Consider the following 14,363-nt stretch of genomic DNA (forward strand, 5'->3'; position numbering starts at 1 on the left):
CGCGTTGTCAGCGGTGGCCCGTAAGCTCTTGGACCATGCTCGAAGACCGCACCGCCGCCGCATCGCACACCCCGTGGCCGGCCGCGTATCCCGAGGGGTACGCGGTCGTCGACGTGGAGACCACCGGGCTCGCCCGGGACGACCGGATAGTGTCGGCCGCGGTCTACCAGCTGGACGCCCTGGGGCAGGTGGAGGACCAGTGGTACACGCTGGTCAACCCGCAGCGCGATCCGGGCCCGGTGTGGATCCACGGGCTGACGTCCGAAGTGCTCGCGGACGCGCCGCTGTTCCAGGACATCGCCGGCGAGTTCGCGAAGCGGCTCGACGGCCGGGTCCTCGTCGCGCACAACGCGGCCTTCGACTGGTCGATGATCGCCCGGGAGTACGCCCGGGCCGGCACCGCCGCCCCGGTGCGGCAGCGGCTGTGCACGATCGCGCTGTCGAAGGAGCTGCAGCTCCCGCTGCCGAACCACAAGCTGGAGTCGCTCGCCGCGCACTACGGCGTCGTACAGCAGCGCGCCCACCACGCGCTGGACGACGCCCGGGTGCTGGCCGAGGCGTTCCGGCCGAGCCTCCACCTGGCGGCGGGGGCGGGGCTGCGGCTGCCGCTGCTGGCCTGCCAGCCGCTGACCGAGTGGTCCGACGGCCCGACGGCCGCGCCCGCGTACTCGGCGAGGGTCGGTTATCAGCCGTCCTACCGGTCGTCCGGCACCTCCGGCACCTGGCGGGCCAGCCGCAAGCGCCCGGCGTGCCCCTACCCCAACCCCGGCCGTTACGTACCGGGCGGGCAGCTCAAGCAGGGGATGCGGGTGGCGTTCTCCGGGGACACCTCCATCGACCGGGAGCTGCTGGAGGACCGGGCCGTGGAGGCGGGTCTCCATGTGGCCACGAGCATCTCCCGGCTCACCAGTGTGCTGGTGACCAACGACCCCGGCTCCCCCACCTCCAAGGTCGTCAAGGCCGGCTCGTTCGGTACGCCCGTGATCGACGAGGCGGCGTTCGTCCAGCTGCTGTCGCACGTCACCCCGGCGGAGGGCGGCGCCTGAGCGAGGGGGCGGGGCCCCGTGGCGAGGGGGGCGAACCCCACCAGGTACCGTCAAACGCGTGTACCGCTTCCTGCTGACCCGGCAGTGGATGATCCTCACACTCGTGGGGCTCGCCCTCATTCCGGCGATGATCAAACTGGGCTTCTGGCAGCTCCACCGCCATGAGCAGAGGGTCGCCCGCAACGACCGGATCGCCCACAGCCTGGCGTACGCCCCCGCGCCCGTCGGCACGCTCAGCGCCCCCGGCCGTGGGGTCCCGCAGGAGAACGTCTGGCGCAGGGTCACCGCGACCGGCACCTTCGACACCAAGGGCGAGGTCGTCGTCCGCTACCGCACCGACGAGTCGGGTAAGTCCGGCTTTATGGTGATTACGCCGCTGGTGCTGGACAACGGGACGGCGCTCCTCGTCAACCGTGGCTGGATCCCCGCCGACGGCGGCCAGCTGGCGTTCCCGGCCGTGCCCGCCGCGCCCTCCGGCAAGGTCACCGTCACGGGCCGGCTGCGCGCCGACGAGACGCCGGGCAGCGGCATCAAGGACACCAAGGGCCTGCCGCCCCGCATGATCATGCTCATCAACAGTGAGCGCCAGGCCAAGGAGCTGCACCGCCCCGTCTTCGGCGGCTATATCGAGCTGATCTCCCCCACGGGCGAGAACCAGCCCCAGCCCGTACCCGACCCGGACCACAGCAGCATCGGCAACCACATGGCGTACGCCGTCCAGTGGTGGTTGTTCAGCGCGGGCGTGCCCGTCGGCTGGTTCGTCCTGGTCCGCCGCGAGCGCCGCGACCGCGCCGCCGACGCCGCGGCGGCCGCTTCGGCGGCTTCAGCCGCTTCGGCCGGGGAACCGGCGGACGACGCCGAGGTCGCCCGGACAGCCGCGTCCCCGGAGTAGCCCGCGCGAGGCCGGGGAAGGACGCCCCGCGTGTCAGCACTCATCGAGGACTACGCGCTCATCGGCGATCTGCAAACCGCCGCCCTCGTCGGCCGGAACGGCTCCGTCGACTGGCTCTGCCTGCCCCGCTTCGACTCCGCCGCCTGCTTCGCCGCGCTGCTAGGCGGCGAGAACCACGGCCACTGGCGGCTCGCCCCCGTGGGCGCAGGCGAGTGCGCCCACCGCTCCTACGCCGACGACTCCCTCGTCCTGGAATCCGTCTGGGAGACCGACGACGGCACCGTCAAGGTCACCGACTTCATGCCGCAGCGCGACCGCGCCCCCGACCTCGTCCGGATCGTCGAGGGCGTCAGCGGGTCCGTCGAGATGCTGGGCGTGCTGCGGCTGCGGTTCGGCCACGGCGCGATCGTCCCCTGGATGCGGCGCGGCGACGGCCACCACGTCGCCGTCGCCGGACCCGACTCCGTCTGGCTGCGCAGCGAGCCGCCCGTGACCACCTACGGCCGGGACTTCAGCACCCGCTCCGAGTTCACGGTCGAGGCCGGGCAGAAGGTCGCCTTCGTCCTCACCTGGCACCCCTCCCACGAGCCCCGCCCCGCGCTCGTCGACCCCCATGACGCCCTGCGCCGCAGCCTGGCCGACTGGCGCGCGTGGGCCGCCCGCTGCCGGTTCCGGGGCCCGTACCGCGAGGCCGTGCTGCGCTCCCTGCTCACCCTCAAGGCCCTCACCTACGCGCCCACCGGCGGGATCGTCGCCGCGCCCACCACCTCGCTGCCCGAGGAGATCGGCGGCGTACGCAACTGGGACTACCGGTTCTGCTGGCTGCGCGACTCCACCCTCACCCTGGAGACCCTGCTCGCGCTCGGCTACGAGGACGAGGCCCGGGCGTGGCGCGACTGGCTGCTGCGGGCGGTCGCCGGGGACCCCGCCGACCTCCAGACCATGTACGGCCTGGCGGGCGAGCGCCGGATCCCCGAGTCGGAGCTGGACTGGCTGCCCGGCTACGAGCGGTCCTACCCCGTCCGGGTCGGCAACCGGGCGGCGGGCCAGCTCCAGCTCGACGTCTACGGCGAGGTCATCGACTCCCTGCACGCGGCGCGCCGCGGCGGCCTCGGCGGCCGGCCGCACGCCTGGAACATCCAGCGCTGCTTCCTGGAGTTCCTCAAGGACCACTGGCGCGAGCCCGACTCGGGACTGTGGGAGGTGCGCGGCCCGCGCCGCCACTTCACCCACTCCAAGGTGATGGCCTGGGTCGCCGCCGACCGCGCGGTACGCACCCTGGAGGAGGACCCCTCGCTCCGCGGCGACCTCGACGGCTGGCGGGCCCTGCGCGACGAGATCCACCGGGAGGTCTGCGAGCGGGGCTACGACGCCGAGCGCGGCACGTTCACGCAGTACTACGGCTCGCGGGAGCTCGACGCGGCCACGCTGCTCATCGCCCGCACCGGTTTCCTGCCGCCCGACGACCCGCGCGTCGTCTCGACGGTCGACACGGTCCGGCGCGAGCTGACGCACCACGGCCTCGTCCGCCGCCACAGCGTCGAGGGCGAGCCGGTGGACGGGGTGCCCGGCACCGAGGGCGCCTTCCTGGCCTGCTCGTTCTGGCTGGCCGACGCGCTGTTCCTGACCGGCCGGACGAAGGAGGCCCGCGAACTCTTCGAGCGGCTCCTCGCCGTGCGCAACGACGTCGGCCTGCTCGCCGAGGAGTACGACCCCGAGGCCGGCCGGCAGCTCGGCAACTTCCCCCAGGCCTTCAGCCACATCGGCCTGGTGGGCACGGCCCTTCTGCTGACGGGGCGGGACACGGCAGACTGACGCCATGGATCTTGGACTTGAGGACCGGGTGTACGTACTGACCGGCGCGACCCGCGGCCTGGGCTTCGCCATCGCCCGCGCTCTGGTCGCCGACGGGGCCCGCGTGGTGATCTCCGGGCGGGACGCGAGGACGGCCGAGGCGTCGGCCAAGGAACTGGGCGCGGGCGCCGTCGGAGTGGCCGCCGACAACGCCGACCCCGCCTCGGCCGAGCGGCTCCTGGACACCGCCCGGGAGCACTTCGGCCGCCTGGACGGCGTACTCATCAGCGTCGGCGGCCCGCCGCCCGGCTCGGCCGCCGACAACGACGACGCCCAGTGGCGCGCCGCCTTCGAATCCGTCTTCCTCGGCGCGGTCCGGCTGGCCCGCGCGGCGGCCGGCGCGCTCGGCGAGGGCGGCGTGATCGGCTTCGTCCTCTCGGCGTCGGTCCACGAGCCGATCCCCGGACTGACGATCTCCAACGGCCTCCGCCCGGGCCTCGCGGGCTTCGCCAAGTCCCTCTCCCTGGAGCTCGCCCCCCGCGGCATCCGCGTCGTCGGCCTGCTGCCGGGCCGCATCGCGACGGACCGCATGCGCGAGCTCGACTCCCTCTCCGGCGACCCGGAAGCCGCCCGCGCCCGCAGCTCGGCGACGATCCCGCTGGGGCGGTACGGGCAACCGGACGAGTTCGGCCGCACGGCCGCGTTCCTGCTGTCACCGGCGGCGTCGTATGTGACGGGGGTGATGCTGCCGGTGGACGGCGGGGCGCGGCACGGGTTCTGAGGGGGCCACGCGGACGCCCTCACCCCACCCGCTCCGCCCGGTGCCGTACCGCCCGTAGTCGTACCTCCGTCGGGAGCCGGGTCAGGCCCGCCGATGTCCGTGCGTGGTGGAGGACTTCCTCCCGTAGTCGCGCCAGCGCCGCCCCCGGTGCTCCGCGCGCGCCCAGGGTCAGTGCGACCTGTGCCCGGGGTGCCGTCCGGCGGCCCGTGAGCGTGACGGTCGCCCGTTCCACCCCCGGTAGCGCTTCGGCTTCCCCCTCCATCACTTCCTCCAGTGCCCGTCCCCGTACCGACGCCACCTCTCCGCCGCCGCTGTGGACGACCACCTCGCGCAGCCGGCGTCGGCGGGCCTGGGCGGAGAGCCAGCACGCGGCCAGCAGGACGACGGCGGCCAGGGTGGTGATGACCACCGGCCACCACCAGCCCCTGCCGCGCCACCTCCGCAGGTCCGCGGTGGGGAGCAGCACGTCGTCCGGGCCGTCGAACGGCCAGGACGACGGCAGTTCGAAGCCCCAGCGGCGCGGCAGGTCCAGCGCGCCGATCAGGACGGCGGCGCCGAGTGCCAGGAGCAGCGCTCCGGCGAGCCCGGTCAGCAGCCGGTTGACGGTCCTCAGCACGGTGGACCACCCACCCCGTTCACCTCTTCGCCGGGCGTCGGACGTGCACGGACAGGGACGGCTCCCGGGCGAGCCCCAACTCGCGTACGCCCTCGGCCAGTACGGTGTTCACGTCCGTCCGTACCTCGTCCAGGTCCCGGAAGTGGGAGCGGGCCCGGGCGCGGACCACGCGGCGGCCGACGTCGACGCGGACGGTCTGGACGCCGGGGACCTCCATCACCCGGTCGCGGAGCACCAGGGCCGCCGCCCGGCGTTCCAGTCCGGCCCGTACGCCGTCGTCGGCCGTGCCGTCGGCGCGGCGCATCGGCAGTACTCCGCGCAGGCCCGGGGTGACGGCGAGGACGATCAGCCAGCAGCCGGCGAGAACGGCCGTCACAGCGCCGGCGATCACCAGGCCGTCGCCGAGGTGACGGGTCGCCAGTTCGTGGGCGAGCCGGTGGCGCCAGGCCATGGCGGGGTGGCCGGCGCGGACGGCGGCGATGTCGTAGAGGAAGAGCCCCGCGACGGTCAGGGTCGCGGCCGCGAGCAGGGCGGCGGGCAGTCTGCGCGCGGACCGGAAGCGGGGGGCGCGGCCGCCCTCGACGGCCTGGGGCGCCCCATCCCCGGCCGTCTTCTCCAGTGACACGGGACCGCTCATCGCACCCGCACCCCCCACATCCGGCCGGTGTGCGCGGAGTGCAGCCGCTCCACCGTGATGACCACTTCGGGCACCTCCATGCCCGTCAGTTCCCCGACCCGCTCGGCGATCCGCTCGCGCACGGCGCGGCAGCGGGCGCCGAGGTCGGCGGGGTAGTCCAGCTCGACGAAGACGCGTACGCGGGCGGAACCGTCGCGGACGACGACGGAGGCGTGCGGGGGCTCATGGTCTTCCGGGGGTGCCGTGCCGCTCAGCGCCTCCAGGGCCGCCCGGGAGGCGATCTTCGCGACGACGCGGTCGGCGATCCGGGTGGCGCCGCGCTCGGCGGGCGCCACCGCGTTTCCTCCCCGCACGCCCTACCTCCCGTGCCGGTCGCGGTCGCGGTCGCGTGGGCGCAGCAGTCGTGAGAACTCGCCCGGCTCCAGATCGCCGTCGAGGAGTCGCCCGCCCACGAAGCCCACCGCGCCCAGGGCCGCGACCAGCAGGAAGGCGCCGAATCCCCCGAAGTAGCCGGCGAAACCGAGAGCCATGCCGGCGATCATGCCGGCCACGGCCATGCTCATCACGCGCTCCTCACTGGAGCCTGGGCTCCGGCTCTTCTTCCTCGTCCGGCAGCTTGACGTCGGTCACGGCGATGTTGACCTCGACGACCTCCAGGCCCGTCATCCGCTCCACCGCCGCGATGACGTTTTCCCGCACGGCGCGGGCGACATCCGCGATGGCGACGCCGTAAACCACGACGATCTCCAGATCGAGGGCCGTCTGGACCTCGCCGACCTCCGCCTTCACTCCCCGGGCGACGGACTTCCCGCCCGGCACCCGGTCGCGGACCGCCCCGAAGGTACGGGACAGTCCGCTGCCCAGGGCGTGGACGCCGACGACGTCGCGGGCGGCGAGGCCGGCGATCTTCTCCACGACGCCGTCGGCGATGGTGGTGCGGCCCCGCTCGGCGGGGGCGACCTGCTCCTTACCGGAGCCGGGGTGCCGGCCCGGGGCGGGTCCGGACTTCTGACCGGTCTGGTGGGGCTGACTCGATGTGTCGGTCATCGGTGTTCGCCTCTCTTCCCGTCCCTTGCCACCATAGGCGGGGTCGCCGCGCTCCGCTTGGGCGATCGGGGGGAAGTCCGGCCGGCGCCGGTCAGCAGGAGGGGGCGCGGGAGGCGCGCGGTGTCACTCCCCCAGGCCCGCGAGGTCGCGCAGCCGGCGCGCCTGCGCCGCGCGCTCCGCGACGCGCTGCTCCTCGTACGTACGGTCGAGGGCGCCGCGCAGCAGTGCCTTGGTCTCGACGACCGCGTCGCGCGGCGCCGCCAGCAGGGCCGCGGTGAGGTCGGCGGTGGCGGCGGGGAGCTCCGCGAGGGGGACGACCACATTGGCCAGGCCGATGCGCTCGGCCTCGGCGGCGTGGACGAAGCGGCCCGTGGCGCAGATCTCCAGTGCCCGGGCGTAGCCCACCAGCGACACCAGCGGCTGGGTGCCGGTGAGGTCGGGCACCAGGCCCAGGCTGGTCTCGCGCATGGCGAACTGCGCGTCGTCGGCACAGACGCGCAGGTCGCAGGCGAGGGCGAGCTGGAAGCCCGCGCCGATGGCATGGCCCTGGACCGCGGCTATGGAGACGATGTCGGTGCGCCGCCACCAGGTGAACGCCTCCTGGTACGTGGCGATCTCGGCGTCCAGTGCCTCGTCGCTGCCGCGGGCAAGGTCCAGGAAGGACGGCTCGCCGTCGAAGCCCTCGGGCGTGAACGCCTGCCGGTCGAGGCCGGCGGAGAAGGACTTGCCCTCGCCCTGGAGCACCACGACCCGCACGGTGCCCGGCAGTTGCCGGCCCGCTTCGGTCAGCGCCCGCCAGAGCGCGGGCGACTGGGCGTTGCGCTTGGTGGGGTTGGTGAGGGTGACGGTGGCCACCGTGTCATCGACGGTGAGCCGTACGCCGTCCTGGTCGAGCAAGGTCTCGCTGGCAGTCATGGGGGCCTCCGAATTGCCCGCAGTCATTTAGTTGACTGCACAGTAACCACCCGGACGGCCGGTCGGCCGACCGGGTGGGACTGTCCTGACCGCTTTTCTCACAAGGTGCGCGGCGTCAGGCCGAGGCGGCCTTCTTGCCGCGCGTCGCTCCACCGCGGCCCCGCAGGACCACGCCGGATTCGCTGAGCATCCGGTGGACGAAGCCATAGGAGCGACCGGTCTCTTCGGCCAGCGCCCTGATGCTCGCACCGGAGTCGTACTTCTTCTTCAGGTCTGCCGCGAGCTTTTCGCGCGCGGCGCCGGTCACCCGGCTGCCCTTCTTCAGAGTCTCGGCCACCCGTGCCTCCTCATGGGAGATGCGCCTCTTGTCTCTCATGATCACCCCTAGGCGGCCTCCTGGCCACCCATTCGGCAAGGTCCATAAGAAGTCCAAGGGAACGGACGTCCGTGTTTTCCGGCCACAGCAGGCCTTGGAGCAGGCAATTCCGCATGATCCGGCTCGTACGGCCGTACGGGTGGCGGGGTGAAGCGGCAGGTCAGACAGGGCCCTGTGCCGCGCGGCGCGAACGGCGCCCCGCATCCCGTACAGCGCGTGCGCCGGAGCGACGGAGGGTGGGACGGTACGAGCCGCCCTCACTCAGATGATGGATCACGCCTCGGCCGAATGATCGGGACCGCACTGATCAAGAGCGGTCCCGGGCCGGTCAGGCGAGCGCGACGAGGTCCGCGTAGTCCGGGCCCCACAGGTCCTCGACGCCGTCCGGGAGCAGGATGATCCGCTCCGGCTCCAGGGCGTCCACGGCGCCCTCGTCGTGCGTCACCAGCACCACGGCGCCCTTGTAGGTGCGCAGCGCGCCGAGGATCTCCTCGCGGCTGGCCGGGTCGAGGTTGTTGGTGGGCTCGTCGAGGAGGAGGACGTTGGCGGCGGAGACGACGAGCGTGGCCAGCGCCAGCCGGGTCTTCTCACCGCCGGACAGCACGCCCGCGGGCTTGTCCACGTCGTCGCCGGAGAACAGGAAGGAGCCCAGCACCTTGCGGACCTCGACGAGGTCGAGGTCGGGCGCGGAGGAGCGCATGTTCTCCAGGACCGTGCGGTCCGGGTCCAGCGTCTCGTGCTCCTGGGCGTAGTAGCCCAGCTTGAGGCCGTGGCCGGGGGTGACGCCGCCGGTGTCGGGCTTCTCGGCGCCCGCGAGCAGCCGCAGCAGGGTGGTCTTGCCGGCGCCGTTGAGGCCGAGGATGACCACGCGGGAGCCCTTGTCGATGGCCAGGTCGACGTCGGTGAAGATCTCCAGCGAGCCGTAGGACTTGGACAGGCCCTCGGCGGTGAGCGGGGTCTTGCCGCAGGGCGCGGGGTCGGGGAAGCGGAGCTTGGCGACCTTGTCGGAGACGCGCACCGCGTCCAGGCCCGAGAGCAGCTTCTCGGCGCGCTTGGCCATGTTCTGCGCGGCGACGGTCTTGGTGGCCTTGGCGCGCATCTTGTCGGCCTGCGAATTGAGGGCCGCGGCCTTCTTCTCGGCGTTCTGCCGCTCGCGCTTGCGGCGCTTCTCGTCGGCCTCGCGCTGCTGCTGGTAGAGCTTCCAGCCCATGTTGTAGACGTCGATGGCCGAGCGGTTGGCGTCGAGGTAGAAGACCTTGTTGACGACGGTCTCCACGAGGTCGACGTCGTGGGAGATCACGATGAAGCCGCCGCGGTAGGACTTGAGGTAGTCCCGCAGCCAGACGATGGAGTCGGCGTCGAGGTGGTTGGTGGGCTCGTCCAGGAGCAGGGTGTCGGCGTCCGAGAAGAGGATCCGGGCCAGCTCGACCCGGCGGCGCTGACCGCCGGAGAGGGTGTGCAGCGGCTGGGTGAGGATGCGGTCGGGCAGGCCGAGGCTGGCGGCGATGGTCGCGGCCTCCGCCTCGGCGGCGTAACCGCCCTTGGTCAGGAACTCCGTCTCCAGGCGCTCGTACTTCTTCATGGCCTTCTCGCGGGTGGCGCCCTGGCCGTTCGCCATCCGGTCCTCGTTCTCCCGCATCTTGCGCAGGACGAGGTCGAGGCCGCGCGCGGAGAGGATGCGGTCGCGGGCGAGCACGTCGAGATCGCCGGTGCGGGGGTCCTGCGGGAGGTAGCCGACCTCGCCGGAGCGGGAGATGGTGCCCGCGGCGGGGATGCCCTCACCGGCGAGGCACTTGGTGAGGGTGGTCTTGCCCGCGCCGTTGCGGCCGACCAGGCCGACGCGGTCGCCCTTGGCGATGCGGAACGAGGCGGACTCGATGAGGACGCGTGCGCCGGCGCGCAGCTCGATGCCGGATGCGGTGATCACGAGGGGTTCTACTCCTGGGCAGTGATGGACGGCGGAAGGACGGACTCGGTCGCTATGACGCCGTCTAATGCACGAGGAGGAATGCCATACGGACCAGTCTAACGGGGGCGCGCAAACCGGTTCGCGGGGTCGCCCGCCACGCCGGACGTGCCGGAGAGCGCGGGGCCGGGGCGATTCGCCGATACTCGGGGTGGACAGCCCTTACCGGTGAGCGGTGGAGCCGAGAGGCGGTGGGCACGTGCAGTTCGACGACGACGCCGATCTGGACACCTCCCAGGTGCAGGATCAGCGGGGCGGCGGCATTCCGGGCGGTGGGCTGACCATCGGCGGCGGCATCGTGGGGCTGATCGCGCTGGCCCTGGGGCTCTTCTTCGGCATCGGGCCGAACGAGCTGGGGCTGAGCTCCCAGGGGCCGGGCCCCGCGGCGTCGCCCAGCACGGACCAGCAGGTCTCCCGGACCTGCCGCACCGGCAAGGACGCCAATACCCGCCAGGACTGCCGGATCGTCGCGATCGTCAACAGCGCCCAGTCGTTCTGGAGCCAGGAGCTGGCCCGCCGCTCCATGACGTACACGCCCGCCTCGACGGTCCTCTTCACCGGCCGGGTGAACACCGCCTGCGGGGCCGCGACCTCGGCGGTCGGGCCGTTCTACTGCCCCGGTGACCGCAAGGTCTATCTGGACCTGGGCTTCTTCGACGAGCTGAAGTCGAAGTTCGGCGCGAGCGGCGGCCCCTTCGCCCAGGCGTACGTCGTCGCCCACGAGTACGGGCACCACATCCAGAACCTCCAGGGCACGCTCTCCCGCGCCCAGGACCGGCTCACCGGGGCCGGCAGCAACTCGGTCAAGGTCGAGCTCCAGGCCGACTGCTACGCCGGGGTCTGGGCCAAGCACGCGACGACCACCCCGGACAAGTCCACCGGCCGGCCGCTGGTCAAGCAGCTGACCAAGGCCGACATCGACGACGGGCTCTCCGCGGCGGCCGCGGTGGGGGACGACCGCATCCAGGAGAAGTTCCAGGGGCGGGTCACCCCGGAGAGCTGGACGCACGGCTCGGCGGACCAGCGCCGGCAGTGGTTCACCACCGGCTACACCACGGGCGACATGGCCCGCTGCGACACCTTCCGCTGATCCCACCGAGCGACCCCACCGAGTGATCCCACCGAGGAGGACCGCCATGGCAGACACGGGCACCGCGGCGCCGGCCATCAGCCCGGCGCTGCTCTACCACGACGCGAAGGCGGCGATCCGCCTGCTCACGGACGCCTTCGGCTTCGTCCCGAGCGCCCTCTACGAGAGCGAGGACGGCACCGTCCTGCACGCCGAGCTCGTCTACGGCAACGGCATCGTGATGATCGGCTCCAAGGGCCGGGGCGGTGTCTTCGACGAGGCCATGGCGGGCGGCGGGCCCTGTGGCGTCTACGTCGTCGTCGAGGACACCGACGCCCACCACCGCCGGGCCGTCGAGCACGGCGCGGAGATCGTGATGCCCCCGACGGACCAGGAGTACGGCTCCCGGGACTACATGGCCCGGGACGCCGAGGGCAACGTCTGGAGCTTCGGCACATACGCCCCGAAGGGGCGGGAGGCCACGGGCTGAGGGCCCCGGGCCGAGCCCGAGGGGCTACGCCCCGCCCGTGTGCACCTGGAACGCGGCCCTGCGCACCGCCTTCGCCAGGGCGGGGTCGGGATGCGCCGCCGCCAGCGCGACCAGCACCTGAACGGTCCGGGGGTGCCCGACGGCCCGTACCTCCTCCAGCAGGCCCGGGACCGTGCCCTGTACGGCCGAGTCGAGGTGCCGCACCAGCAGCCGCCCCTCGGCGTGGTCGGCGACGGCCGCGGCCGTGTCCACCCACAGCCAGGTGGCCTCCTCCCGGCTGAGCACCTCGGCGGCCTCCTCCGGGTCGTGCCCCTCGTGCTCGGCGAGCCACAGCAGGGCGTACGGGCGCAGCACCGGCTCCTCGGCCGAGACGCGGACCGCCGGCTCGGCGGGGGCGCCCACCGCGCGCAGGGCCTCGAAGGCCAGGCCGCGCACCATCGCGTCGTCGCCCCGGGCCGCGTCCAGCAGCTCCGTGACGGCGCTTCGCACGGGCCGGGCGGCGAGCCAGGCGCGGTACTCGGCGCGGGCGGGGCCCGGGGTGAGGTCGGCGCAGCCGCGCAGCATGGCCTCGGCGGACAGCTCGATGTTCCCGGCGGGGCTCTGGGCGGCCACGCAGATCTGCTCGAGCTTGACCCACACCGCCCAGTTCCCCAGGGGGGTGAGCAGGGCCTCGGCGCGGGAGCCGGTGCCGCCGCGCATGACGAGCGCGCCGACCGAGGCGAGCCCTTCGAGGGCCCAGTCCAGCAGCCCCGGCAGCGGGTCGCCGGCGGTGGGGGCGGGCGGCACGGCGGGGCAGGCGGCGGCCGCGACGGGCGCGTCGTAGGGGACCTCGCAGCGCTCGGCGCGGATCTCGGCCACCCGCTGCTGGAGGAGGTCGAGGAGCATCGCCACGGAGACCGGCCCGGCGGACAGGTGCATGACGGACAGCAGCTGGGGGGCGGCCTCGACGACCTCGGCCGCGACGGTGGAGTCGGTGCCGGGGGGCTCGGGGTGGGCCAGGGACCAGGCGTCGAAGAGCGCGACCCAGCCGCGCAGCACGGCGCTGTCGTCCCGCTCCCAGGCGGTGAGCCGCCAGCCGGGGCGGGCGGTGCCGCCGTGCAGCTCCAGCAGCCCGGCGAGCTTGGCCCGGTCCCAGTCGGTGCGCACCGAGGCGGGGGGCAGGTCCAGGGCGGCCGTGGCGCGCTCGGTCTCCTCGGCGGCGAGGCCGCCGCCGGCGCCCGGCCGCAGGGTCGTGCCCCGGGAGCACTCGTCGGCCGCCCAGCGGGCCAGGCGGACCGCGCCGGCCAGCCAGGCTCTCGCCTGACGGGCGAGTTCCGGCCGGGCCGGGGTGCCCGCGGGCGGGCGGGGCGCCGGGCGGGCGCCCCGGTTCGCCACGGCCCGGCGGGCGGCGGTGATCGGCTGTCGGGGGACGAGTCTGAGCCGGGAGTCGCGCGGAGTACGGGACGTCACAGGAGCAGTCTTGCCGTTCACGCTCCGAAAACCCAATCGGAATCAACTATCCAGCCGCCGGGGACCCGTGGTGGGACGTCACGCGGGGGGTGTGTGCGGGGCGCGAGCGCCCTGTTCACGCCCTACATCAGGGGGATCAGGAAGCGTCGCAGGGCCTCCTCATAGCCCGTGGGATCGAGGTTCCAGGAGGCCGCGTGGCCCGCCCCCCGAACGGTTCGCAGCGTGATCAGTTCCGGTCGCCGGGCGGCGAGTTCACGGGAATGGAGGAGGGGGGCGACGGGGTCGTCGGTGCCGTGCACGACGAGAGCGGGGACGTCCAGGAGGGTGGGGTCGGCGGCGGCCAGCAGGCCCTCGGGGGCCAGACCGGTGCGTCCCTCCGTCGCCCGGACCGCAAGCGGAATGAGCGCGGCCGGGAGCCGGTGGGCGGCCAGGGCGCCCAGCGCGGCGGGCCAGTCGAGGAGCGGCGCGTCCAGGACGACGCCCGCGACGCGGTCGCTCAGCGCGGAGCCGGTGTCCCGCAGGGCGGTGAGCAGTGCCATCGTCGCGCCCGTGGACCAGCCGTACAGGACGACGCGGCGGGCGCCGTTGCGGACGGCGTAGCGGACGGCCGCGTCCAGATCCCGCCACTCCCGGGCGCCGAAGTGGCTGATTCCATGCGCCGGGCGGGGTGCGCCGGGGTCGCCCCGGTAGGAGAGGGCGAGGACGGGGAGGCGCTGCCGGTGGAGGAACGGCAGGACGGTCAGGGTGTGCTCCCGGGTGGTGCCCAGGCCGTGCACGGCGAGCACCCAGGTGTCGCGGGCGCCGGGCACGAACCAGGCGGGCAGCGGGCCCAGCTCGCCGGGCACCTCCACATCGGCGTGGTCGAGGCCGAGGGCGTCGCGCGGGTTGCCCCGGTACGTCTGCGGGGTGAGCCAGACCCGGTCGCCGGGGGCCGGGGCGCCGTGGGTGACGCGCTCCAGGCGCCGGACCACGCAGTCGTGGGGGTGCGAGACGTCGGCGACGACGTCCCCGACGACGGCGTGGAGGCCCCGGCCGGCCAGCCCGTAGACGCCGGGGCGCAGCGTGGCCGGGGCGCGGGTGAGCGTGATCGTGCCGGGGGTGGTGCCGCTGCCGGTGGTGATGTCGTGCACGGTGAGCCGGTGCTCGCCCGGCGGCGGATGGCCGGGCAGGGTCCTGAGGGCGGCGTCGCCGGCGTACCGTCCGGCCGCCACGACGGCGGCCCCGGCACCGATCAGCGTGGTGGCGGCGACGGCCGCCACTCCTTTCAGGCCCATCACCTCCAGTC

General features: G+C 73.8%; 16 protein-coding genes. 6 read left to right on the forward strand and 10 right to left on the reverse strand.

Going from position 1 to position 14,363, the window contains the following annotated elements; genetic code table 11:
- The first annotated feature begins 35 nt into the window (after window positions 1-35).
- From RM609_RS30990 to RM609_RS31005, 4 genes are read left to right on the forward strand one after another with little or no spacing between them, the layout of a single operon-like run.
- On the forward strand, window positions 36-1,046 hold the full coding sequence (locus RM609_RS30990) for a DEDDh family exonuclease (protein ID WP_311615383.1): 1,011 nt from the start codon (window positions 36-38) through the stop codon (window positions 1,044-1,046).
- A 58-nt stretch (window positions 1,047-1,104) separates the two neighbouring features.
- A complete protein-coding gene (locus tag RM609_RS30995; RefSeq protein WP_311615385.1) occupies window positions 1,105-1,938 on the forward strand; it encodes an SURF1 family cytochrome oxidase biogenesis protein in 834 nt (277 codons plus the stop codon).
- A gap of 30 nt (window positions 1,939-1,968) precedes the next feature.
- Window positions 1,969-3,753 carry a glycoside hydrolase family 15 protein gene (locus RM609_RS31000; RefSeq protein ID WP_311615387.1) on the forward strand — a complete coding sequence of 595 codons (1,785 nt, stop codon included), beginning with the start codon at window positions 1,969-1,971 and terminating at the stop codon, window positions 3,751-3,753.
- A 4-nt stretch (window positions 3,754-3,757) separates the two neighbouring features.
- On the forward strand, window positions 3,758-4,513 hold the full coding sequence (locus tag RM609_RS31005) for an SDR family oxidoreductase (RefSeq protein WP_311615389.1): 756 nt from the start codon (window positions 3,758-3,760) through the stop codon (window positions 4,511-4,513).
- A gap of 19 nt (window positions 4,514-4,532) precedes the next feature.
- Here RM609_RS31005 and amaP read toward each other — a convergent pair whose 3' ends face one another.
- The 8 genes from amaP to RM609_RS31045 all read right to left on the reverse strand — a co-directional run bounded on the left by amaP (window position 4,533) and on the right by RM609_RS31045 (window position 10,031).
- Window positions 4,533-5,129, reverse strand: a complete 597-nt coding sequence (gene amaP, locus RM609_RS31010) for an alkaline shock response membrane anchor protein AmaP (protein WP_311615391.1) — start codon at window positions 5,127-5,129, stop codon at window positions 4,533-4,535.
- Window positions 5,130-5,148: 19 nt separating this feature from the next.
- Window positions 5,149-5,766, reverse strand: coding sequence for a DUF6286 domain-containing protein (locus tag RM609_RS31015; RefSeq protein WP_311615393.1), 618 nt, complete (start codon window positions 5,764-5,766; stop codon window positions 5,149-5,151).
- Window positions 5,763-6,119, reverse strand: coding sequence for an Asp23/Gls24 family envelope stress response protein (locus RM609_RS31020; protein WP_311615395.1), 357 nt, complete (start codon window positions 6,117-6,119; stop codon window positions 5,763-5,765). Before RM609_RS31020 ends, RM609_RS31015 begins: the two co-directional genes overlap by 4 nt.
- A gap of 3 nt (window positions 6,120-6,122) precedes the next feature.
- Entirely contained in the window at window positions 6,123-6,329 is a 207-nt protein-coding gene (locus RM609_RS31025; RefSeq protein WP_311615397.1) for a hypothetical protein, read from the reverse strand.
- Window positions 6,330-6,339: 10 nt separating this feature from the next.
- Window positions 6,340-6,813, reverse strand: a complete 474-nt coding sequence (locus RM609_RS31030; protein WP_311615399.1) for an Asp23/Gls24 family envelope stress response protein — start codon at window positions 6,811-6,813, stop codon at window positions 6,340-6,342.
- 123 nt (window positions 6,814-6,936) lie between these two features.
- A complete protein-coding gene (locus tag RM609_RS31035) occupies window positions 6,937-7,728 on the reverse strand; it encodes an enoyl-CoA hydratase/isomerase family protein (protein WP_311615401.1) in 792 nt (263 codons plus the stop codon).
- A gap of 115 nt (window positions 7,729-7,843) precedes the next feature.
- Window positions 7,844-8,065 (reverse strand): helix-turn-helix domain-containing protein, encoded by a 222-nt coding sequence (locus RM609_RS31040; protein ID WP_006606369.1) that lies wholly within the window; start codon window positions 8,063-8,065, stop codon window positions 7,844-7,846.
- A gap of 367 nt (window positions 8,066-8,432) precedes the next feature.
- The gene (locus tag RM609_RS31045) at window positions 8,433-10,031 is read right to left on the reverse strand and encodes an ABC-F family ATP-binding cassette domain-containing protein (protein ID WP_311615412.1); all 1,599 of its coding nucleotides are present in this window, start codon (window positions 10,029-10,031) and stop codon (window positions 8,433-8,435) included.
- 238 nt (window positions 10,032-10,269) lie between these two features.
- Here RM609_RS31045 and ypfJ point away from each other — a divergent pair, with 238 nt between their 5' ends.
- On the forward strand, window positions 10,270-11,160 hold the full coding sequence (ypfJ, locus tag RM609_RS31050) for a KPN_02809 family neutral zinc metallopeptidase (protein WP_311615414.1): 891 nt from the start codon (window positions 10,270-10,272) through the stop codon (window positions 11,158-11,160).
- 46 nt (window positions 11,161-11,206) lie between these two features.
- Window positions 11,207-11,629: a VOC family protein gene (locus tag RM609_RS31055; RefSeq protein ID WP_311615416.1), complete on the forward strand. Its 423-nt coding sequence runs from the start codon at window positions 11,207-11,209 to the stop codon at window positions 11,627-11,629.
- 24 nt (window positions 11,630-11,653) lie between these two features.
- Here the strand turns inward: RM609_RS31055 and RM609_RS31060 are convergent, their stop codons facing one another.
- Together RM609_RS31060 and RM609_RS31065 are read right to left on the reverse strand one after the other, a co-directional pair.
- Window positions 11,654-13,078 carry a hypothetical protein gene (locus tag RM609_RS31060; RefSeq protein WP_311615418.1) on the reverse strand — a complete coding sequence of 475 codons (1,425 nt, stop codon included), beginning with the start codon at window positions 13,076-13,078 and terminating at the stop codon, window positions 11,654-11,656.
- A gap of 122 nt (window positions 13,079-13,200) precedes the next feature.
- Window positions 13,201-14,352 carry an alpha/beta hydrolase gene (locus RM609_RS31065; RefSeq protein ID WP_311615420.1) on the reverse strand — a complete coding sequence of 384 codons (1,152 nt, stop codon included), beginning with the start codon at window positions 14,350-14,352 and terminating at the stop codon, window positions 13,201-13,203.
- Window positions 14,353-14,363: the final 11 nt, after the last annotated feature.

The organism is Streptomyces hesseae (assembly GCF_031845785.1).
GTDB lineage: Bacteria > Actinomycetota > Actinomycetes > Streptomycetales > Streptomycetaceae > Streptomyces > Streptomyces hesseae.